18 protein-coding genes are annotated in these 20,169 nt (G+C 56.6%); 12 read left to right on the top strand and 6 right to left on the bottom strand.

Features of this window, described 5'->3' with window-relative positions:
- Nucleotides 1–37 precede the first annotated feature (37 nt).
- The gene (locus GS620_RS18460) at nt 38–601 is read right to left on the bottom strand and encodes a helix-turn-helix domain-containing protein (protein ID WP_152459787.1); all 564 of its coding nucleotides are present in this window, start codon (nt 599–601) and stop codon (nt 38–40) included.
- 116 nt (nt 602–717) lie between these two features.
- On the opposite strand from GS620_RS18460, the gene GS620_RS18455 reads away from it, so the two are divergent.
- A complete protein-coding gene (locus tag GS620_RS18455; protein WP_171617361.1) occupies nt 718–1,893 on the top strand; it encodes an acetyl-CoA C-acyltransferase family protein in 1,176 nt (391 codons plus the stop codon).
- Between the two features lie 97 nt (nt 1,894–1,990).
- Here the strand turns inward: GS620_RS18455 and ubiB are convergent, their stop codons facing one another.
- Complete coding sequence (gene ubiB, locus GS620_RS18450) at nt 1,991–3,520, bottom strand: 2-polyprenylphenol 6-hydroxylase (RefSeq protein WP_171206364.1); 1,530 nt, start codon at nt 3,518–3,520, stop codon at nt 1,991–1,993.
- Nucleotides 3,521–3,523: 3 nt separating this feature from the next.
- On the bottom strand, nt 3,524–4,276 hold the full coding sequence (gene ubiE / locus GS620_RS18445) for a bifunctional demethylmenaquinone methyltransferase/2-methoxy-6-polyprenyl-1,4-benzoquinol methylase UbiE (RefSeq protein ID WP_171206363.1): 753 nt from the start codon (nt 4,274–4,276) through the stop codon (nt 3,524–3,526).
- 86 nt (nt 4,277–4,362) lie between these two features.
- Here ubiE and mutM point away from each other — a divergent pair, with 86 nt between their 5' ends.
- The 6 genes from mutM (at nt 4,363) to recF (ending at nt 10,987) form a co-directional block, all read left to right on the top strand.
- Nucleotides 4,363–5,214, top strand: coding sequence for a bifunctional DNA-formamidopyrimidine glycosylase/DNA-(apurinic or apyrimidinic site) lyase (gene mutM, locus GS620_RS18440; protein ID WP_171171749.1), 852 nt, complete (start codon nt 4,363–4,365; stop codon nt 5,212–5,214).
- A gap of 66 nt (nt 5,215–5,280) precedes the next feature.
- Nucleotides 5,281–6,057 (top strand): enoyl-CoA hydratase, encoded by a 777-nt coding sequence (locus tag GS620_RS18435; RefSeq protein WP_117870917.1) that lies wholly within the window; start codon nt 5,281–5,283, stop codon nt 6,055–6,057.
- 221 nt (nt 6,058–6,278) lie between these two features.
- Nucleotides 6,279–6,542, top strand: a complete 264-nt coding sequence (gene rpsT, locus GS620_RS18430; protein ID WP_152459792.1) for a 30S ribosomal protein S20 — start codon at nt 6,279–6,281, stop codon at nt 6,540–6,542.
- Nucleotides 6,543–7,097: 555 nt separating this feature from the next.
- Nucleotides 7,098–8,483: a chromosomal replication initiator protein DnaA gene (dnaA, locus tag GS620_RS18425; protein WP_170345655.1), complete on the top strand. Its 1,386-nt coding sequence runs from the start codon at nt 7,098–7,100 to the stop codon at nt 8,481–8,483.
- Nucleotides 8,484–8,708: 225 nt separating this feature from the next.
- Nucleotides 8,709–9,830 (top strand): DNA polymerase III subunit beta, encoded by a 1,122-nt coding sequence (gene dnaN, locus GS620_RS18420; protein WP_171617360.1) that lies wholly within the window; start codon nt 8,709–8,711, stop codon nt 9,828–9,830.
- A gap of 59 nt (nt 9,831–9,889) precedes the next feature.
- A complete protein-coding gene (gene recF / locus GS620_RS18415) occupies nt 9,890–10,987 on the top strand; it encodes a DNA replication/repair protein RecF (protein WP_171617359.1) in 1,098 nt (365 codons plus the stop codon).
- Here recF and GS620_RS18410 read toward each other — a convergent pair.
- Nucleotides 10,984–11,550: a carboxymuconolactone decarboxylase family protein gene (locus GS620_RS18410; protein WP_171617358.1), complete on the bottom strand. Its 567-nt coding sequence runs from the start codon at nt 11,548–11,550 to the stop codon at nt 10,984–10,986. The two genes, recF and GS620_RS18410, sit on opposite strands and share 4 nt — an antisense overlap.
- 100 nt (nt 11,551–11,650) lie before the next feature.
- Here GS620_RS18410 and GS620_RS18405 point away from each other — a divergent pair, with 100 nt between their 5' ends.
- Together GS620_RS18405 and gyrB are read left to right on the top strand one after the other, a co-directional pair.
- On the top strand, nt 11,651–12,223 hold the full coding sequence (locus GS620_RS18405) for a TetR/AcrR family transcriptional regulator (RefSeq protein ID WP_171617357.1): 573 nt from the start codon (nt 11,651–11,653) through the stop codon (nt 12,221–12,223).
- Between the two features lie 114 nt (nt 12,224–12,337).
- On the top strand, nt 12,338–14,755 hold the full coding sequence (gyrB, locus tag GS620_RS18400; protein ID WP_152456615.1) for a DNA topoisomerase (ATP-hydrolyzing) subunit B: 2,418 nt from the start codon (nt 12,338–12,340) through the stop codon (nt 14,753–14,755).
- Between the two features lie 352 nt (nt 14,756–15,107).
- On the opposite strand, the gene GS620_RS18395 is transcribed toward gyrB, so the two are convergent.
- The gene (locus tag GS620_RS18395) at nt 15,108–16,064 is read right to left on the bottom strand and encodes an AraC family transcriptional regulator (RefSeq protein ID WP_170556206.1); all 957 of its coding nucleotides are present in this window, start codon (nt 16,062–16,064) and stop codon (nt 15,108–15,110) included.
- Between the two features lie 106 nt (nt 16,065–16,170).
- On the opposite strand from GS620_RS18395, the gene GS620_RS18390 reads away from it, so the two are divergent.
- The 3 genes from GS620_RS18390 to GS620_RS18380 are packed head-to-tail and all read left to right on the top strand — an operon-like array spanning nt 16,171 to nt 18,847.
- Nucleotides 16,171–16,326: a hypothetical protein gene (locus tag GS620_RS18390; RefSeq protein ID WP_170380012.1), complete on the top strand. Its 156-nt coding sequence runs from the start codon at nt 16,171–16,173 to the stop codon at nt 16,324–16,326.
- Nucleotides 16,327–16,340: 14 nt separating this feature from the next.
- Nucleotides 16,341–18,014, top strand: coding sequence for a sulfatase-like hydrolase/transferase (locus GS620_RS18385; RefSeq protein ID WP_170644975.1), 1,674 nt, complete (start codon nt 16,341–16,343; stop codon nt 18,012–18,014).
- A 47-nt stretch (nt 18,015–18,061) separates the two neighbouring features.
- Entirely contained in the window at nt 18,062–18,847 is a 786-nt protein-coding gene (locus tag GS620_RS18380; RefSeq protein ID WP_170592131.1) for a hypothetical protein, read from the top strand.
- Between the two features lie 413 nt (nt 18,848–19,260).
- Here GS620_RS18380 and GS620_RS18375 read toward each other — a convergent pair whose 3' ends face one another.
- Nucleotides 19,261–20,085: a hypothetical protein gene (locus GS620_RS18375; protein ID WP_170657903.1), complete on the bottom strand. Its 825-nt coding sequence runs from the start codon at nt 20,083–20,085 to the stop codon at nt 19,261–19,263.
- Between the last annotated feature and the right edge of the window lie 84 nt (nt 20,086–20,169).

Raw genomic sequence — 20,169 nt, 5'->3', positions numbered from 1 at the left:
AAGGAAAAATATCCGTGAAGGCGGAATTTCGCGGATGTCAGGCGTTTTTTACGATCAGAAATACTCGGGCTGGCCCTTGGGCACAGATGGAATGCGCAATGTCGGCGGCGTATCGGGCCGTGTCCCCCTGGTTCAACTCGGACACCGCATTGCCTGAAGTGACTTTGACCGCACCTTCCAGCACGGTGAGCTGTTCACGGGCACCGCGGGCGTGGGGTTGGCTGTTCAGGGCCCCATCCTCGTCAAATTCGATATCATAGACTTCATGACCCCCGGCCTCTTCCGGTGGTGACAGGATGCGAATTCGGCAGTTCTGCCCCATATTGTCGATGCTGGGCACTTCGGAGTTTCTGAGTACTTCGATCTGGTCCGTGGTCTTTGTGCCCTCCAAGAGACCGGCGAAATCCACTTGCAAGGCGCGTGTCAGGTTCCACAAGGTCGAGATCGTCGGGCTGCTTTCGCCGCGTTCGATCTGACTGACCATGGACCGGGACACACCGCTGAGATTGGCGACAGCTTCCAGGGATAGGCCTTTGGCCCGGCGTGCCTCTTTCAGGCGGGCAGGCAGGAGGTTCAGGATATCGTCTGTGTCTTCCGTCATGACGGAATCCATGCGGGCTGCGCAACGCAATGTCAATTCCCGCCGTGACGGGACGTTTGGGGCGACAGTGCCATTCTGCGCATGCATAATGCAGCGAAATTCAGGAGGAGTAGCTCATGAGCGATATCGTTATTCTCGACGGTGCCCGCACCGCAATTGGCACCTTTGGTGGTGCGCTGGCTTCAACCGCGCCGATTGATCTGGCCACTGTCGCGACCGAAGCGGCGCTTGAGCGATCGGGGGTTGAGGGGGCGCAGATCGGGCATGTTGTGTTCGGTCATGTGATCAACACTGAACCGCGTGACATGTATCTGTCGCGCGTCGCCGCCATGCAGGCGGGCATTCCCAATGGTACGCCGGCCATGAACGTGAACCGCCTGTGCGGATCCGGCGCGCAGGCGATCGTGTCAGCCGTTCAGTCCCTGATGCTGGGCGATGCTGACTTTGCCGTTGCGGGCGGGGCAGAGAGCATGTCACGAAGCCCCTACATCGTTCCGCAGGCGCGCTGGGGCGCGAAGATGGGCGACGTCACCTCTCTGGACATGATGCTGGGTGCGTTGAACTGCCCCTTCGGCACAGGACATATGGGGGTGACGGCCGAAAACGTGGCGGATGAGCATCAGATCAGCCGTGAACAGATGGATGCGTTCGCATTGGACAGCCAGACACGTGCGGCAGCGGCGATCGAGGTCGGTTACTTCGACGGCCAGATCACTCCGGTACAGGTCAAGGTCAAGCGGGACATGGTCGATTTCAAAGTCGACGAGCATCCAAAGGCGACGACCGCCGAAGCGTTGGCCGGTCTGCGCCCGGTGTTCAAGAAGGACGGGCGTGTGACGGCCGGCAATGCCTCGGGCATCAATGACGGCGCGGCGGCGATGGTGCTGGCGACAGCGGATGCGGCCGAAAGGGCCGGTTTGAAACCGAAGGCGCGTGTGATTGGTTATGCGCATGCAGGCGTGCGGCCGGAAGTCATGGGCATCGGTCCGGTTCCGGCAGTGCAAAACCTGTTGAAGAAGACGGGCCTGTCAGCGGAAGATTTCGACGTGATCGAAAGCAATGAAGCCTTCGCCGCGCAGGCACTGGCTGTGAATCAGGAGCTTGGATTGGACGCGAGCAAGGTGAACCCCAACGGCGGTGCGATTGCGTTGGGGCATCCGGTGGGGGCCACGGGTGCGATCATCACGCTGAAAGCACTATACGAGCTGGAACGTACCGGCGGATCCAAAGGGTTGATCACCATGTGCATCGGGGGCGGTCAGGGGATTGCCATCGCCATCGAGCGGCTCTGACCCGGAAGGGGTGCGGGGGGGGCTGTCTGCCCCCCATCGCGCCAGGGCGCGATTCCCCCCGAGGATATTTGTGGCCAGATGAAGCAGGCGGGTTGGTTCAGCTGAGCGCGTTGATCAGCAAGACCAGCGCCGCACCTGCTGCGGCGCCGATCGTGGCGGGCAGAGCAAAGGACCAAAGGGTGGGCGTCTGCGGTTCGTCCTTCTGGGTCTGCGCGATCAGTGCGTTTTCGACCAGTGCCGGCAGACGCGGGCCGAAGCGGGCCAGCACCATTGCGGTTTTCCCAAAATCACGTAGGGCCGCCCGCGGGCCGATGGATTGTTTGATGTAGTCTTCGACCACGGGTCGGGCGACCTCCCAGATGTTCATATGAGGATCGAGTGAGCGCGCAACGCCTTCGACGACAACCATGGTGCGTTGCAGCAGGATCAGCTCGGTTCGGGTTTCCATCCCGAACCGTTCGGTCACTTCGAACAGATAGCTCAGCAACCGCCCCATGGAAATATGCGTGGCGTCCATGCCGAAGATCGGCTCACCCACGGCACGCAGAGCGCGGGCAAACTCGTCCACGTCCTGGTTGGCGGGAACATAGCCGGCTTCGAAATGCACCTCGGCCACGCGTTTGTAATCGCGGCGGATGAAACCGAACAGGATTTCGGCATAGACCCGGCGCGTGTATTCATCGATATGACCCATGATGCCGTAGTCATAGGCTATGATGTCTCCGTTCGCGGCGACCTTGAGGTTGCCCTGGTGCATGTCGGCGTGGAAAAAGCCGTCGCGCAGGGCATGCAGAAGGAACAGGCGCAGGACACGTTCGGCCAGATCATTGCGGTTGTGACCTGCGGCATCCAGAGCATCATTGTCACCCAGCGCGATCCCGTCCGCCCAGCTGAGCGTCATGACGCGCCGCGCGGACAGAGACCACACAACGGGCGGCAGCCAGAAGCCGGTGTCGTCCTTTGTGTTGGCGGCATATTCGGAGGCCGCCGCGCTTTCCAGACGCAGATCCAGTTCGCCGCGTACGACACCGTCGAAATGCTCGATCACCTCCACCGGTCGCAGACGGCGCGCGCCGGGGGCAAAGAGCTGGACGATCCAGGCGGCGAAATAGAACGCATCGACATCTTTGCGGAACGCGCGTTCGATCCCCGGACGCAGGACTTTCACCGCGACATCCTCGCCCGTGCTGGTCAGCTTGGCCTTGTGAACCTGCGCAATCGAGGCTGCGGCAATCGGTTCGCTGAATTCGCTGAACATGTCCGAGATCGGCTGACCCAGTTCTTTCTCGACTTCGGCCATCGCGTCGGCTTTGGAGAAAGGGGGCAGTTTGTCTTGCAGAACGCGCAGTTGCTCGGCCAGTTCATTTCCGACGACGTCAGGGCGGGTCGAAAGCACTTGCCCGAATTTGATATAGGCGGGGCCAAGCGCCGTCAGGGCGCGCGTGGCCGGTGGCATACCGGGGTCGCCTTTGTAGCCAAGCCATTGAAAGGGTTTGCCCAATGTGTGGGCTAGGATGCGAACGGCGCGCGGGGCTTCGAACGCATCCAGTACCACGTTCATGGCGCCTGTGCGCTCGAGCGTGGCGCCTGTGCGGATCAGGCGGATGATGTTATGGGGACCACGCATGTGTCAGATCTTCCAGCCGGAATGCAGCGCGGCGATACCCATGCTCAGGTTCCGGTATTTGGCGTTTTCGAAACCTGCGGCGCGAACCATGTTCAGAAACGTTTCCTGATCGGGGAATTTTCGGATCGATTCGACCAGGTACTGATAGCTGTCATAGTCATTGGCGATCAGTTTTCCCATGCGCGGGATGACGTTGAAGCTGTAAAGGTCATAGAGCTTTTGCAGCCCCTCATTGGGCAGCTGGCTGAATTCCAGCACCATCAGGCGGCCTCCGGGTTTCAGCACACGGTAAGCCTCGTTCAAAGCTTCTTGCGGGCGGGTGACGTTCCGAATGCCGAACGAGATCGTGTAGACATCGAATGTATTGTCTTCGAAGGGCAGGGCCATGGCATCGCCCACGACCCAGTTCAGGCTGTCCGACATCTGATCTGCCTCGGCACGTTGCCGCCCTTCGATCAGCATCGGCTCGGTCAGGTCCAGCACCGTGGCGTGGCCGTGACCCGCGCGCTTGAGGAACCTGAACGAGATGTCGCCCGTACCGCCGGCCACGTCCAGCAGCCGCTGGCCGGGGCGTGGCGCCAGCCAGTCCATCATCGCGTCCTTCCAGACCCGGTGGATGCCCATCGACATGACGTCGTTCATCACGTCATATTTCGAGGCAACCGAGTTGAAAACGCCCTGCACGCGCCCGGCCTTTTCGGCCTCGGGGACGGTTTCGAAACCGAAATGAGTGGTCTTGTCGATGTTGTCGGACATTTGCCTTGCCGTTTGTCGAATTTCGCCTCTGTTATAGGGCCAAGAGAGGCGGGCACAATGCGGCCCTTTGAATTAGGAGCCCTGTAATGCCCGAATTACCTGAGGTCGAGACAGTAAGACGCGGCCTGAGTCCCGCCATGGAAGGGGTCTTGATCGAACGGGCTGATGTGAACCGCCCCGATCTGCGCTGGCCGTTCCCTGAACGTATGGCCGAACGGCTGACCGGACAGCGGGTGGAGCGGTTGCGGCGGCGGTCGAAATACATTCTGGCGGATCTCAGCAGCGGTGAGACGCTGTTGATCCATCTGGGTATGTCGGGGCGGATGACGGTGTCGGGTGACCCGTTGGGGCAATTCGCACATAACCATCCCGCCGTGCAAAAACATGACCATGTGGTCTTTCATATGGCCAACGGCGCGCGCATCACCTTCAACGATCCCCGCCGGTTTGGCGCGATGGACCTGTTGCAAACGGCCAACGCCGAAGATCACAAGCTGCTGTCGGTTCTGGGGCCTGAACCCTTGGGCAACGATTTTCACGACCAACACCTGATCAAGGCGTTCAAAGGCAAGAACACCCCTGTCAAATCCGCCCTGCTGGATCAGGGAATCGTTGCCGGTCTGGGCAATATCTATGTTTGCGAAGCTCTTTATCGCGGCCGAGTGTCGCCACGTCGCAAAGCCGGACAGATTTCCGAACCCCGCGTGGCGGCGCTTGTTCCGATCATCCGGCAGGTGTTGCAGGACGCCATCGAAGCCGGTGGGTCTTCGCTGCGGGATTTCCGCCAAGCCGATGGAGAACTTGGATATTTTCAGCACAAGTTTGATGTCTACGGCCGCGAGGGCGAGGCCTGCCGGACCGAAGGGTGCGGAGCGCCGATCAAGAGAATCACCCAGTCCGGTCGCTCATCCTTCTATTGTGCGCAATGCCAAAGATAGCTTGATCCAAGTTTTTCGCGTGGTAAGGAATCGTACCTGAACGGAACAACCGGAAGCTTTCTCCTCATGGCTTTTGAGACGATCATCGTCGAAATCGAAGACCACGTCGCACTTATCAAACTCAACCGACCGGATGCGCTGAACGCGTTGAACACCCAGTTGCTGGGTGAGCTCTGCACCGCGCTGGAAGATGCGGACAGCAACGACAAGGTGCGCTGCATCGTGATAACCGGATCGGACAAGGCCTTCGCCGCCGGCGCGGACATCAAGGAAATGTCCGAGATGAGTTTTGTCGACGTCTACAACATCAACCTTTTTGCCGATGCGAATGATCGTGTGACCGCAATTCGCAAGCCGATCATTGCGGCCGTTGCAGGTTACGCGCTGGGCGGTGGATGTGAACTTGCCATGCTGTGCGATTTCATCATCGCGGCGGACACCGCGAAATTCGGCCAGCCCGAGATCAATCTTGGCGTCATTGCCGGTCTGGGGGGAAGTCAGCGTCTGACGCGGTTCGTGGGTAAATCCAAATCGATGGACATGAACCTGACCGGGCGTTTCATGGATGCCGACGAAGCCGAGCGTGCGGGTCTTGTCAGCCGGGTGGTGCCGGCAAAGAAGCTGATCGAAGAAGCCGTGAGCGCAGCGCAGAAGATTGCCGAGAAATCGCAGCTGACCGCAATGGCCGCGAAAGAAGCGGTGAACCGCAGCTACGAGCTTCCGCTGAGTGAAGGCATGTTGTTCGAGCGTCGTGTCTTCCACTCGATGTTCGCGACCGAAGATCAGAAGGAAGGCATGGCCGCGTTCCTGGAAAAGCGCACAGCGCAATTCCGCGACAAGTAAAGCGCGGAACCTCTGAGGCGGGTGTTTTAAGCCCGCCCCATATTCTTGGCCATGGTTCCAAGAATCACCTTGGCAATCTCTTTGAACTTGGCTAAAGACCCCAGTTATACATGCGCGTGCGGCCCGCTTGGCCCGACTCACACTCGTGATTTCTGATCCGGTGCGGATATGTCCGTGGCGCGCAACCCAAGATTAACGTACCGAACGAAGGTCAGATTCACATGGCAAACTCGCCTCAGGCAAAAAAGCGCGCTCGTCAGAACGAAAAGCGTTTTGCAATCAACAAAGCGCGTCGTTCGCGCATCCGCACCTATCTGCGTAAAGTCGAAGAAGCGATCGCATCCGGCGACAAGGACGCGGCGACTGCTGCTCTGCGTGCGGCTCAGCCCGAGCTGATGCGTGGCGTCACCAAGGGTGTTTTTCACAAGAACACTGCTGCCCGTAAAATGTCGCGCCTGTCCTCGCGCGTCAAAGCACTGGGCTAAGCTTTGGGGTGACCCTAGGTCACGTCAGAAAGGCTGAACCATTCTGAAAAGGCGCCGCACATCACGGCGCCTTTTTTCGTGTTGCCAGAAAACCGCGCCTTCACAAAACCGAGAGATTCTTTCGCCCAAAGACCCGAGTCAATATCAGAGTTTCGTTGCCGCGCCCCTCTCGGAATTGCTACGACTGATGTCAGCGATTCACTCGCTTGGGGGGACAGGCTGTTTTCCCGATCGAACTGACGGGCATCAGAGCGATCAGGGGACAATTGTCGACGACTGGCTTGAGCCAGGCTGCCGATCTGCCATGGAAGCCGGAATAAACCCGGTGATCTTGGCCCTGTCTAAAAATTGAGATTGCGACGTGTAACCCGATTTTCGGGACGTTCCGTTATTGCTGAGCGTCAGAACTGGGGTTGCCGAGCTCTTCGGGATGGTCCCGCCAAGCCGACTGGTTTGGCGACTGGATACCTATTGCGTGTGAATACAACACCGGGGAACCGGCTTCGTATGAATAAGGCTGACAGGCCAATAAGAATGGGATGCGTGAGGCGCTTAATGACACAAGAGAAATGGGGACTACTGCGTAACAAGTTGCTGAAGGCCATCGGTCGGAACAATTATACGACCTGGATCGAGCCTTTGGAATTCAAGGAGCTTCAGGACGGCGTGGCGGTTTTCTCGGTGCCGACCAATTTCATGGGCAATTACGTCAGCCAGAATTTTGCGGACCTCATTTTATACGAGCTGAACACCGCAGGTGAAACTGTGCAGCGTCTGGATTTCCGCGTCGCTGCAAACTCGCCTGCCCGACCCAAGCCAGCTGTCGATACGCCGCCGGTGGCAAAGCCTGAACCTGTCGCCGCGCCGAGCGAGGACCCGGCGCAGGATACATTGGAATCGCTTCAGGCCGCCCCGTTGGATTCCCGCTTTACCTTTGACAGTTTTGTCGTCGGCAAGCCCAATGAACTGGCCCATGCGGCTGCGCGTCGGGTATCCGAGGGCGGGCCGGTGACCTTCAATCCGCTGGTTCTGTACGGCGGCGTAGGGCTGGGTAAGACCCACTTGATGCATGCCATCGCATGGGAGCTGAAAACCAAACATCCGGAACTAAATGTTCTGTACCTGTCGGCGGAACAGTTCATGTACCGGTTCGTGCAGGCCCTGCGCGAGCGTCGGATGATGGATTTCAAACACCTGTTCCGTTCGGTTGACGTTTTGATGGTTGATGACGTGCAGTTCATCGCCGGCAAGGATTCCACTCAGGAAGAGTTTTTCCACACGTTCAACGCGCTGGTGGATCAGAACAAACAGATCATCATCTCGGCCGATCGCGCCCCGGGTGAGATCAAGGATCTGGAAGATCGGGTGAAATCCCGCCTGCAATGTGGTCTGGTGGTTGACCTGCACCCGACCGATTATGAACTGCGTCTGGGCATTTTGCAGAACAAGGTGCAGCAATACAGCTCATCCTATCCGGACTTGGCGATTGCTGATGGCGTTCTGGAATTTCTGGCGCATCGCATCTCGACCAATGTTCGGGTGCTGGAAGGTGCCCTGACCCGTCTGTTCGCCTTTGCCTCGCTGGTTGGTCGCGAGATCGACATGGAACTGACGCAGGATTGTCTGGCGGATGTGCTGCGCGCCTCGGAACGCAAGATCACCGTTGAAGAGATCCAGCGGAAGGTGTCCGAGTACTACAACATCCGGCTTTCTGACATCATCGGCCCGAAGCGCCTGCGTTCTTACGCGCGTCCGCGTCAGGTGGCGATGTATCTGTGCAAGCAGTTGACCAGCCGGTCGCTGCCCGAGATCGGCCGCCGTTTTGGCGGGCGCGATCACACGACGGTCATGCATGGCGTCAAGCGCATTGAAGAGTTGAAGCTGACCGACGGTCAGATCGCCGAAGATGTGGAAATGCTGCGCCGGTCGCTTGAAGCCTGATCCGCGCCTGTAGTCTAGGAAACCGCCCCGGTTCCTCGGACCCGGGGCGTTTCTTGTGCGCATTAGTCCACGGTTGGATCAGAACTGGTGCCTGTCAGGCACGCTGCCCTTGACGCTGGACGCAATCCAACCCAGAAATCCGTAAAAAATCCTTGTGCCTCAGGGTGGAACCGCTAACGTGCCAGTCCCGCCCATGTCGGTACGCAAGTCAGAGGAATTGAGGGTATGAAGATCAGCATCGAACGCGGCACCCTTCTCAAGGCCGTTTCGCAGGCCCAATCCGTAGTGGAACGCCGCAATACCATTCCCATACTTGCCAATGTCCTGATCGAGGCGGAAGGCGATCAGGCGCTGTTTCGCGCGACCGATCTGGATATCGAGGTGGTCGACAAGGCCCCGGCGCAGGTCGAGAAAGCCGGCGCTACCACCGTGGCCGCGACCACCTTGCACGAGATCGTGCGCAAATTGCCCGACGGAGCGTTGGTCACGCTGACCGCCGACAGCGCGGCAGGGCGTCTGACGGTTGAGGCGGGTCGGTCAAATTTCTCGTTGGCGACGCTGCCGAAAGAGGATTTCCCGGTCATGGCGTCGTCGGAGTATCAATCAAATTTCACGGCTTCGGCTGCCCTGCTGCGTCGGTTGTTCGACAAGTCGAAATTCGCAATCTCAACAGAAGAGACACGGTATTATCTGAATGGTGTCTACATGCATGTGGCCGACGGATCCGATGGCGGCAAGGTGCTGCGCTGCGTGGCCACCGACGGCCACCGGCTTGCTCGGATCGATGCCGATTTGCCGGATGGTGCAGAGGGCATGCCGGGCGTTATCGTCCCGCGGAAAACCGTAGGCGAACTGCGCAAGCTGCTGGACGATGATGAAATGGATATCGCGGTTTCGGTCAGCGAAACCAAGGTGCGTTTCGCCACGCCGGATATCACGCTGACCTCGAAGGTCATCGATGGCACTTTTCCCGACTACACGCGCGTTATCCCGCAAGGGAATACGCGCAAGCTGGAAGTGGATGCTGCCGAGTTCGCGCAGGCTGTGGACCGCGTGGCAACGGTGTCTTCCGAGCGTTCGCGTGCGGTGAAGCTGCAACTGGATGGCGACAAGCTGGTCCTGTCGGTGAATGCACCAGACAGTGGCGCGGCCGAGGAAGAACTGGCCGTCGCCTATGGTGATGAGCGTCTGGAGATCGGGTTCAATGCAAAATATCTGCTGGAGATCGCGTCTCAGGTGGATCGAGAGAATGCGGTGTTCATGTTCAATTCAGCTGGCGATCCGACCCTGATGCGCGAAGGCAATGACCAGAGCGCGGTTTACGTCGTCATGCCAATGCGCGTCTGATCGCGCGGACGCGCGATGCCTCCGGCGGGAGTATTTTTGAAAAGATGAAGGGAGGGGTCATGGGATTGGCCCTGACCGAGCTTACGGTCTCGCATTTTCGGTCTCACAAGCTGGCGCGGTTGTCTCTGGACGGGCGACCGGTGGCGATTCACGGGCCGAACGGGGCGGGCAAGACCAATATTCTGGAAGCGGTGTCCTTGTTTTCACCCGGTCGCGGAATGCGGCGGGCAAGCGCGGCCGAGATGACGCGGCGGCCCGAGGCGTTGGGCTGGAAACTGTCGGGACTGTTGCAATCGCAGGGTCAGAATTTCGAAATCGAAACCTGGTCTGAGGGTGGTGCAGCACGGCAGGTGAGGATTGATGGAAAACCCGCCACCCAGATTGATCTGAGTAAACTTGCGCGGGTGGTCTGGCTGGTTCCATCCATGGACCGCCTGTGGATTGAAGGGGCCGAAGGCCGGCGCCGGTTTCTTGATCGCATTGCGCTCAGTTTTGATCCGTCTCATGCAGAGGCCTCGCTGACGTACGAAAAAGCAATGCGCGAACGGAACCGTTTGCTGAAAGAGCAGGTTCGGGACGCGCATTGGTATGCTGCGCTTGAGGGTCAGCTGGCCGAGATGGGGCATCGTATCCACGCAGCGCGATTGGCGGCGTTGAGCCATCTGCGGGTGGCGCAGGACCAGGCGGAAACGGCTTTTCCGTCTGCCGAGTTGGAATTGGTGCAAACCGAAGGCGCGATGCCGGAAACGGCTGAGGATTTGCGCGACGCTTTGATAGAAAGCCGGTTCAGGGATCTGGCTGCGGGTCGGACTTTGGTTGGGCCGCATCGGTCAGACTTGTATGGCGTCTTTGCTGCCAAGGGTGTTCCCGCCAAGGATTGTTCGACCGGTGAGCAGAAGGCGCTGCTGGTTTCATTGATTCTGTCCAATGCCCGAGCTTTGGCCGCAATAGTGGGTGCGCCACCGATCGTATTGCTGGATGAGGTGGCAGCTCATCTGGACGCGGGTCGGCGCGCTTCACTTTATGACGAGATTTGTTCGTTGGGTGCTCAGGCCTGGATGACGGGCACCGGGCCTGAACTGTTTGAGGAGTTGGGTGACCGGGCCCAGACGCTGATCGTGACCGAAGGCGATGAGGGGTCGGTCGTGGCGGCTTAGGCCGGTTCGTTGACTTTGCGCTCCCACAGGAAGCCGCGCATGACTTCATCGACCGGTGTTTTGGCCATGTGGTTGACGTAGTTTGACATGGTTTTTTGTGCCAGGCCCAGCACCACGTCCAGAACCGCACGATGCGAATAGCCCGCGTCGAAGAACGCCTGAAGCTGTTCCTCGGTCGGGTTGCCACGGGTTTCCATCACTTGCAGGGTGAAGGTGCGCAGCGCTTCGAGCTTGGGCGAAGGCAATGGGGTTTCATTGCGCAAAGCCTCAGATATCTCGTCTGATATCTTCATCATCTTTGCGATACCGGTGTGCGCGGGCACGCAGTAATGGCATTCGTTTTCCACATTGATGGTCTGCCAGACGACGGTCTTCTCATCGTTGTCAAAATCGGTCTGCAAGAACAGGCTGTGCAGAACTTGATATCCTTCAAGGTGCTGTGGGCTTTCTGCCATCACCTTGTGCAGGCCCGGCAAGCGGCCAAAAGCGGCCTGGGACTTTTCTAACAGCGGTTTGGATGCTTCGGGTGCTGATTCGAGGTCATGAGACGGGAAAGTGGCCATGTCGGAACTCCTGTTTCTGGCGCGATGGGTGGTATTTAGGGTTTCTTGATCGATCGCTCAAGTATATATTTGAGTGAATGTTCAAGAATTGGTGATGCCGATGCCCCGTAAACCCGCATATGATCGCGACGCGTTGATCGAGAAGGCCCGTGACATCTTTTGGCGTCAGGGTTGGGCTGGTACGTCGCTGAAGGACCTTGAGCGGGAATTGAAGCTGAAACCCGGCAGTTTCTACGCAGCTTTCGGTTCGAAGGATGCGCTCTATGCGTTGACGCTGGAAAGCTACACGCAAGAAGGCTTGGCGCGCCTGAACGCCCTTGCTGAAAGACTGGGGCCGAAGGAAGCGCTCAAGGCGCAACCTCGTTTGGTCATCGAAGCGGTCGAGAACCCGGCAAGGGCTTGCATGTTGGCAAAGACATATGCCGAATTGCAGGCGAAGGATCATGCGCTTGCGGATCAGGCCGCGCTTCACATGGCGGAAATGAAGGCGTGTTTCGCCGACCTGTTTCGCAGCGCCCAGGCTGCCGGTGAAATCCGGCCTGAACATGACCCGGATCGGCTGGCGGCCCGGTATCAGTCGGACATTCTGGGGCTTCGATTGTCGGCCGAACGCAAAGATGTCAATGCGCTGGAAATCGCGGCGGATATCGCTTCTGACATCGACCGGTTGTGAGGTGGATTCAGATGGGCAGAAAACGACCCGAGTACACACAAAATATTGGGGGATCGCGTGACAATCCCCACCAGAAAACGTATAAGGTACCAAAATAATATAGGTACTGACTGAATGTCCGAAGACGCACAGGCTCCTCAAGAATACGGCGCAGATTCCATCAAAGTTCTCAAGGGCTTAGAAGCCGTTCGCAAACGCCCCGGGATGTATATCGGGGACACGGATGATGGATCGGGCCTGCACCACATGGTGTATGAGGTTGTCGACAACGGAATTGACGAAGCGCTGGCGGGTCACGCCGACCATGTGACCGTGAAAATTCACGCGGATTCCAGCGTTTCGGTCAGCGATAACGGCCGCGGAATTCCGGTTGATATCCACCCGGAAGAAGGCGTTTCAGCGGCAGAGGTCATCATGACCCAGCTGCACGCGGGCGGCAAGTTCGACAGCAACTCTTACAAGGTGTCGGGCGGCCTGCATGGCGTGGGTGTTTCGGTGGTAAACGCGCTGTCGGATTGGCTGGAGCTGCGCATTTGGCGCGCGGGCAAAGAGCACGTGGCGCGATTTGAGGGCGGTGAAACGGCAGAGCATCTGAAGGTAGTCGGCGAATGCGGCGATCGTACGGGAACCGAAGTGCGGTTTCTGGCGTCGACCGACACGTTCTCGAATCTCGAATACTCGTTCGAGACGTTGGAAAAACGGCTGCGCGAACTGGCATTCCTGAACTCGGGCGTGCGGATCATCCTGATCGACGAACGCCCTGCCGAGCGGCTGGAGACCGAGCTGTTCTACGAGGGCGGCGTAAAGGAGTTCGTCAAATACCTCGACCGATCCAAAACGCCGGCCATGCCCGAGCCGATCTATATCAAGGGCGAGCGCGACGATATCGGTGTCGAGATCGCCATGTGGTGGAATGACAGCTACCACGAAACGGTGCTGCCATTCACCAACAACATCCCGCAGCGCGACGGCGGGACCCACGTGGCGGGGTTCCGGGGGGCTTTAACCCGGACGATCAACAACTATGCGCAGTCCAGCGGGATCGCGAAAAAGGAAAAGGTCAGCTTCACCGGTGACGATGCGCGCGAAGGTTTGACCTGCGTGTTGTCGGTGAAAGTGCCCGACCCGAAATTCTCGTCCCAGACCAAGGACAAGCTCGTTTCCTCCGAGGTCCGTCCGGCTGTCGAAGGTCTGATGAACGAAAAACTGGCCGAGTGGTTCGAAGAAAACCCCAACGAGGCCAAGAATATCGTCGGCAAGATCATCGAGGCTGCGTTGGCCCGGGAAGCTGCGCGGAAGGCGCGCGAGCTTACCCGGCGCAAGACGGCGATGGATGTGAACTATCTGGCGGGCAAGCTGAAGGATTGTTCCGAGAAAGATCCGTCGAAAACCGAAGTTTTCCTCGTCGAGGGTGACTCGGCAGGTGGATCGGCACAGACCGGCCGGGATCGTCTGACGCAGGCGGTTCTGCCCTTGCGGGGGAAAATCCTGAACGTGGAACGCGCCCGGTTCGACCGGATGCTGTCGTCTCAGGAAATTGGCAACCTCGTCATGGCGCTGGGTACGGGCATTGGCCGCGATGAATTCAACATCGAAAAGCTGCGCTACCACAAGATCGTCATCATGACCGACGCGGATGTGGACGGCGCGCATATCCGGACCCTGTTGCTGACCTTCTTCTATCGGCAGATGCCGGAATTGATCGAGGGTGGGTACCTCTATATCGCGCAACCGCCGCTGTATAAGGTTTCCCGCGGAAAGTCAGAGGTTTACCTGAAGGATCAGGCCGCTCTGGATGACTATCTGATCAATCAGGGCGTCGAAGGCGCTGTTCTGAAACTCGGCTCGGGTGAGGAAATCATCGGCCAGGACCTGACCCGCGTGGTCGACGAGGCGCGTCAGCTGAAACGTGTTCTGGATGCGTTTCCAACGCATTACCCGCGTCATATTCTGGAACAGGCCGCCGTGGCTGGGGCTTTCGTGCCGGGTGCGGTGGACGCCGATCTGCAAGGTGTGGCTGACAAAGTCGCCGCACGGCTGGATCTGATCGCGTTGGAATACGAACGCGGTTGGCAGGGTCGGATCACACAGGATCACGGCATCCGGCTGGCCCGTATCCTGCGCGGTGTCGAAGAGGTTCGCACGCTGGACGGCCCGATGCTGCGCTCGGGCGAGGCGCGCAAGACCGGTAGCTTTACGCAGAGCCTGCAAGAGATCTACAACTCTCCGGCCACTTTGAACCGTCGTGATCGCAGCCAGATGATCCACGGTCCGCTGGACTTGTTGCGCGCCATTCTGGAAGAGGGTGAAAAAGGCCTGTCCTTGCAGCGTTACAAAGGCCTGGGTGAGATGAACCCTGACCAGCTGTGGGAAACGACACTGGATCCGGATGCGCGGACTCTGCTGCAAGTGCGCGTGGATGACATGGTCGAGGCGGATGATCTGTTCACCAAGTTGATGGGTGACGTCGTGGAACCTCGTCGGGAGTTCATCCAGAAAAACGCCTTGAGTGTTGAGAATCTGGATTTCTGATAATGTTGTAGGTGCGCCCATAGCTTTGCATTTCGCCCAAAGAATTGCATTTTTGGCCCAAAACTTTGGGCGCATTAACCTTCAACTTTCTTGGTTCGAGGCTCCATATCTTCGGGTCTCATTCTTTGCCTGTTTCGCGCCATCGCCGTATTGCCGGGGAAGGTTTTCGGATGGCCGCTTCCAGCCCGAAGCGGACCTACAAAATCCGACTTTGCAATTCTCGTGTTGCGGACAAGTTAGGCCGCGTACTGCCAAGGTCTCAGCGTCGCTAGCCACTGAACTCTGACAGTGGCTCCGCAACTACAATTGCTTAACACAAACTTTGCGCCAAAGACTGTTGCCAAGCTCTGTTTCAGTTCACTTTGCCTGACAACGTTTGTGTCGGCAGTTGTCCAAAGAGTGCTCTGTAGTCTCGCGCGAACTGACCCATGTGCCAAAATCCGTAAGCGTTTGCGATGTCCGATATACTCTCCTCTGGCGAGCAGGACACCAGTTCATGGCGTACAGCACCGAGACGGGCTCTTAGATAAAACTGCTTGGGGCTCACCCCATATGTTTCCTGAAACGCGCGACGAAGAGTGCATGCAGATACCTGAATATCTGCACATACTTCACCGATTGAAACGTTATCCATCAAATGGGCCCGCATGAACTCAACGGCTTGTTGTGCTAAACGGGTTCTATTTTTACTGTTTCGCCGATCACTCCATTTTTCGCCTACCACCAGCATTTCCAGAAGCTCAAAGATCATATCACTCTCTTCACTATCAGAGCTTGGTCCGGCCGCTGATCCAATTAGAAAGCGCGCTTTGTTTTTGACTAAGGAATGAAGCTTTCCAGCGTCGCTAACGAAAGATCTTAAAGCGTCATTTCGCACGGTGCTGATATCAAGACCGCAATCGTCGGCGATCCGTTGAGCCCTTCGGATGTTGATGCCAAAGGTCAGGCCTGTGAGCGTTGAATTGCTCACGCCTTCAAAAGGGTCTCCGCTACCAAAATTCATCAGAGCGGTGTCTGAGGGTGAGCCGTTAAGCCAAGTCCGTACACTCCCTTTGTCTGGTAAGCCAAACGCTAGAATGTCAGGGCGAGAAACACCAGTTTGGTACACAGCCTTATCAAACGACAAATCAATCATTTGAAGGTCAAGACCTGCCCAAACGGATACCGAAGAGTTCATAGTTCCCTCCTCAATTTGGCGTAGCTCAACATCCCATTGGGACAGCTCGCGGAATTGCGAAGGGTCCTGCAAAAAAAGTGTGTTTGGGGCGCAGGTTTTTTTGGGGGCTGATCGTTTTTTGATGTCGTCCATTCCGCCCCGCAGGTAGTTTTCATGAAATGTTATTCGAATATGTAGGCTTGGACAATTGCAAGACAAAGCAGACAAATCGAGAGGGAAGAGGTTCGGACGCCCATCGTTGCCTGACGATACTGCGCGCACCGAACGCGTCGTAACGCTGCTAACCAAAAGCGAAAAAGAGTTGTTGCGCTCACAGGCTGAAGACAGCGAACTCTCCCTTTCAACCTTTTGCCATCATCTGATCCTTGAAGGTCTGAAAACAAGTAAATCATGAAACAGGGGTATCTCATGAAATCAAAACTGTTCCTCTCAGCGCTGGTCTTTACCGGCTCCGCTATCACGGCGGCAGCTCAGGACAGCAATATCGTGCATGATGCGGAATACTATGTCCTGAAGCAGCAAAACGAAGCCGTTTGGGTCGAGAACGACGCACAGGTTGACCAACTGCTGGCCGATTTTCGTGAGAAAAACGGAGGGAACCCTCCAAACATCTTCTACATCCTTATTGACGATATGGGTTTTGGCGACATGGGTATGCCCGAGATGAACGCGATACGCGGGTATTCGACGCCCAATATCAACGCGCTCGCAGAGGAAAGCATGCGGTTTGCGCGCATGTATACCGAGCCGTCCTGCACACCGTCGCGGGTCGCCTTCATGACGGGTCGCCAGCCGTATCGCAATGGGATGGGCGATACCGCCGTCGATATTTCAGGTTTTGGCCTTGCCGATGAAGAAGTCACAATTGCCGAAGTTCTGAAATCCGTAGGCTACAACACCTCGCATGTTGGCAAATGGCACATGGGCGACATTCAGGAATCCTGGCCTACTTATCAGGGCTTTGACTACGCCGCGTTCCCCATCCATCAGCAGGGCCAGTTGGCCATCTTCAACGAAGATGCAGCCAAGGAAGAAATCACCATGGCCATAGGGGAAGACAACTACAACTCCAAATACACGCTGGATGATTGGTTTCGCCCTGATCCGGGACACATGATTACCGGCCTCGAAGCTGTTATTGGCGGGGAGGTCCGCGAAGTCCATATGGAACCGGGTGAGAAATGGACCCAGGACAAATATAATGAAATGAACATCCGCTATCAGGCACAGGCGATGGAACAGTTGCGCCTGCTAGCAGAACGGGATGAACCGTTCTTCCTGCAATACTGGCCGCTTGTCCCTCTGTCGACAACGCGCACGACGAGAGCGGCGTTCACGACACCCAACGGCGGTACATTCGTTGAAAGCATGGAAGAGCTGGATGAATGGATCGGGGTCATTCTGAACGAAGTCGATGCGCTGGGGCTTAGGGACAATACCCTGATCGTTTTGATGGGCGACAACGGTCACTTCACCAAATATGCCCCCGGCAGTGGGTTTTCGCCGCTGGTCTTCCGGGGCGGCAAGGCCGATACGTCTGAAGGAGGCGTTCGGGTGGATGCGTTCGCCCGCCTGCCCGGCTTGATCGAGGGAGACTCGATTGTATCTGACATTATTCATATCTCTGATTTGTTCACGTCAATTGCGCGTATCGGCGGAGCGATGGATGCCATCCCCCGCGACCGGATCATTGACGGTGTCGATCAGACGTCCCTGATGTTTATTGGCGATACGCATGGGCGCAGGGATCATGTACTGATCTACTCGATCAATTCGCTGAAAGAGGTGGTAAAGGAACACATCAAACTCAAAGTTCCGGCCAAAGGTGAAAATGCTATCGTGGCCAAGTTCTACAACCTGTTCCGCGACCCCCGCGAAGAACAGAGCGTATCGACCGAGATCGGAGCATGGGCTGGACATGAGTTTAACCGCATTATTGCCCGCCACCTGAAATTTAAGGAAATGTACCCCGATCAACCGGCCGCGACTGGACGTCCCTATGAAGGTATCGTGAACCTTCGTCCTGAAACCGTCGCAGCGGTGGATGCCTTTGTCGCCAAGCGGGACATTCAGCCCGACTAAAAGGTGAAGCTGATAAGAGTAATGCAAGCCCCGCATCAGATAATGATATGCTTGATGTGGGGCTTGGCATCCACAACAAAAATTCTGGAAACAATATGAAAATCCAAGCGCTTGTCCTTGCATTGGCGACTGGCATTGTTGCGGCCCCAGCAATCGCCGATGAAAACGCTTCAAACCCTTTGGCCGCAGTTAATAACACGGACATCCGGTATCAGTATTTTGATTTGGGCAACGGTGCTGACAAGCAGGACGCCTTTATAGATGGCGCATACATGCTGCGGCCTGATCTGAAACTGAAATATGAGTTGCACTACAACTCAACGGATGTGACTGGAACTCGGTTCACTGACTTCGAGAAATTGAGCCTCAAAGCGATCTATTTTCCCTCTCAGAGACCGCTCAACGAAACGTGGGCCATCAAGTCGGCCATTGGTCTGGAGTGGATTCTGGACTTTGGCGACCCGGAAAAAGGGATCGGAACCGGGTCCGATCAAATTGCGCCTTTTGGCGGGTTCGCCTTTGCAAACACAAAATCAGGGCTGACGCTGATCCCACTGCTCCAGCATTTTGCTTCATACAATGGCCCGACGGACATAAACCAAACTGCGATGCGGTTGATTGCGCTACAACCGTTTGGCGATGGGTACTGGGCCAAGGCTGACATCAAAGCACCATATGACTGGGAGAACGATGCTTGGCCAGCGACCGCTGAGTTCCAGATTGGCAAGAACCTCAGTCCTGGCATCGCAATTTATGCTGATTTCCTAATCGGTATAGGTTCCGACCGCCCCTACGATAAAGGTGCCGGCTTGGGTTTGCGTTTCAACTACTAGTTCACCCACACCCAACCTCGGCGAAGATCATCTATGTCACAGTCCAGAACTCTGTTCAGCCATTTGTATTCTGCGCCTATCTTGACCCTTCCTGGAACTGCCTTGAGCCAATCCCTGCCCGCGCCGGGTTGGTAGGAAATAAATTGGCGTCACTCGCGCCGCATCATTCTACCTGGTCGCTCCGCTCTGAACTCGGGGAAGATCAACAGTCTCTAGGCGATCCGCTGAGATGGATTTGAACCTTGAAACTGAATCCGTTGTTCGCGCTTCTAATCCCCAGCCAGCGATGCTCAGGCCCAGAGTTCTGAGAAAAGAGACTTCTATTACGATCTGTACCCAAGACTTTGCAAAGTCCGCTGTCTGCGCATTGCAGACCTTCGCGCACGGCATACCACCCAACATTAGAGAGTGGATCATCCCAGAACTTTTAGATCTTTTGGTGCGAGCCGACTTTTCTCCGGCAATGTCCCAAATTTAATTCCTTCGATTTCGAGTTTGTCTCGTATCGCTACAAGTTCACCCAGTTTGTACTCAGATTGCTCAGGAACAACGTATAGTACTTGAGGAACCTTTCTCAAAAGAAGTGCTGCTCTTGCCAGTTGGTCAATCAAGTAGCCAGGATCAATTCTATTCCTCGGGCCTTTGATCTCAATCGCCGCAAAAGGCTCCGAGCCTTTGTATACGATTAAGTCTGTGGCAAGAGGCTCGAACGTTCTGCCTTCTCGAACAGTCAAATTTTCCATATTGAAAATGTCACTAGTGTTCTGTTTGAAAAGCATTTTTGCGTTTACTTCGAAGTCTCGGGCTCTTCGCTGGCCGCCAAAACCACCTCTAGCAATCACGACCGCAGGCTTCTCCGCCAATCGAACTTCATCAAGAATAGACTTAGTTTCCGCCTGAGATAACTCCCCTGAAAGAACGGCATCAGCTATCTCTTTGGATTTCCTAGGGTCATACCGATCTATCCTTGAAAGCAAAATAACTTGCATCATGGCCAGCCAGTCGGGCTTTGATTCAAAAAGATCGGGTCGGTTCTGTTCTAACCATTTCGCCGCGGACATCGGATTGCGAAGGCTTGCAGGCTTTGTGCCTCTAATAGCGGCAACGCTTTGGAGTGCATCGTCCGGAAACGCGTACCCGCAGGCTTGGCTGTCTTGGACAACGCGATTCAGCCACGCTCCGAGGGCAATCCAGTTTTCAGTTTTGGCCAAATCTTGAAATTCGTCTTCAGTCATCATCGGTCGCAATCATTTTATTCGCATCGAGCCCATTGCCAATGCGAATGGATGCATGTATAGAGCCCGTATGAGGATAGATCGACA

It is taken from the genome of Ruegeria sp. HKCCD6428 (assembly GCF_013110595.1).
Classification (GTDB): Bacteria; Pseudomonadota; Alphaproteobacteria; order Rhodobacterales; family Rhodobacteraceae; genus Ruegeria.
Note: the sequence above shows the minus strand (reverse complement) of the source record. Positions and strands in the feature narration are given on the sequence as shown.

Excerpts from the sequence above, each read along its gene's own strand:
- GS620_RS18460 (WP_152459787.1), bottom strand. The coding sequence starts at position 601 with ATGACGGAAGACACAGACGATATCCTGAACCTCCTGCCTGCCCGCCTG.
- GS620_RS18455 (WP_171617361.1), top strand. The coding sequence starts at position 718 with ATGAGCGATATCGTTATTCTCGACGGTGCCCGCACCGCAATTGGCACC.
- ubiB (WP_171206364.1), bottom strand. The coding sequence starts at position 3,520 with ATGCGTGGTCCCCATAACATCATCCGCCTGATCCGCACAGGCGCCACG.
- ubiE (WP_171206363.1), bottom strand. The coding sequence starts at position 4,276 with ATGTCCGACAACATCGACAAGACCACTCATTTCGGTTTCGAAACCGTC.
- mutM (WP_171171749.1), top strand. The coding sequence starts at position 4,363 with ATGCCCGAATTACCTGAGGTCGAGACAGTAAGACGCGGCCTGAGTCCC.
- GS620_RS18435 (WP_117870917.1), top strand. The coding sequence starts at position 5,281 with ATGGCTTTTGAGACGATCATCGTCGAAATCGAAGACCACGTCGCACTT.
- rpsT (WP_152459792.1), top strand. The coding sequence starts at position 6,279 with ATGGCAAACTCGCCTCAGGCAAAAAAGCGCGCTCGTCAGAACGAAAAG.
- dnaA (WP_170345655.1), top strand. The coding sequence starts at position 7,098 with ATGACACAAGAGAAATGGGGACTACTGCGTAACAAGTTGCTGAAGGCC.
- dnaN (WP_171617360.1), top strand. The coding sequence starts at position 8,709 with ATGAAGATCAGCATCGAACGCGGCACCCTTCTCAAGGCCGTTTCGCAG.
- recF (WP_171617359.1), top strand. The coding sequence starts at position 9,890 with ATGGGATTGGCCCTGACCGAGCTTACGGTCTCGCATTTTCGGTCTCAC.
- GS620_RS18410 (WP_171617358.1), bottom strand. The coding sequence starts at position 11,550 with ATGGCCACTTTCCCGTCTCATGACCTCGAATCAGCACCCGAAGCATCC.
- GS620_RS18405 (WP_171617357.1), top strand. The coding sequence starts at position 11,651 with ATGCCCCGTAAACCCGCATATGATCGCGACGCGTTGATCGAGAAGGCC.
- gyrB (WP_152456615.1), top strand. The coding sequence starts at position 12,338 with ATGTCCGAAGACGCACAGGCTCCTCAAGAATACGGCGCAGATTCCATC.
- GS620_RS18395 (WP_170556206.1), bottom strand. The coding sequence starts at position 16,064 with ATGGACGACATCAAAAAACGATCAGCCCCCAAAAAAACCTGCGCCCCA.
- GS620_RS18385 (WP_170644975.1), top strand. The coding sequence starts at position 16,341 with ATGAAATCAAAACTGTTCCTCTCAGCGCTGGTCTTTACCGGCTCCGCT.
- GS620_RS18380 (WP_170592131.1), top strand. The coding sequence starts at position 18,062 with ATGCTTGATGTGGGGCTTGGCATCCACAACAAAAATTCTGGAAACAAT.
- GS620_RS18375 (WP_170657903.1), bottom strand. The coding sequence starts at position 20,085 with ATGATGACTGAAGACGAATTTCAAGATTTGGCCAAAACTGAAAACTGG.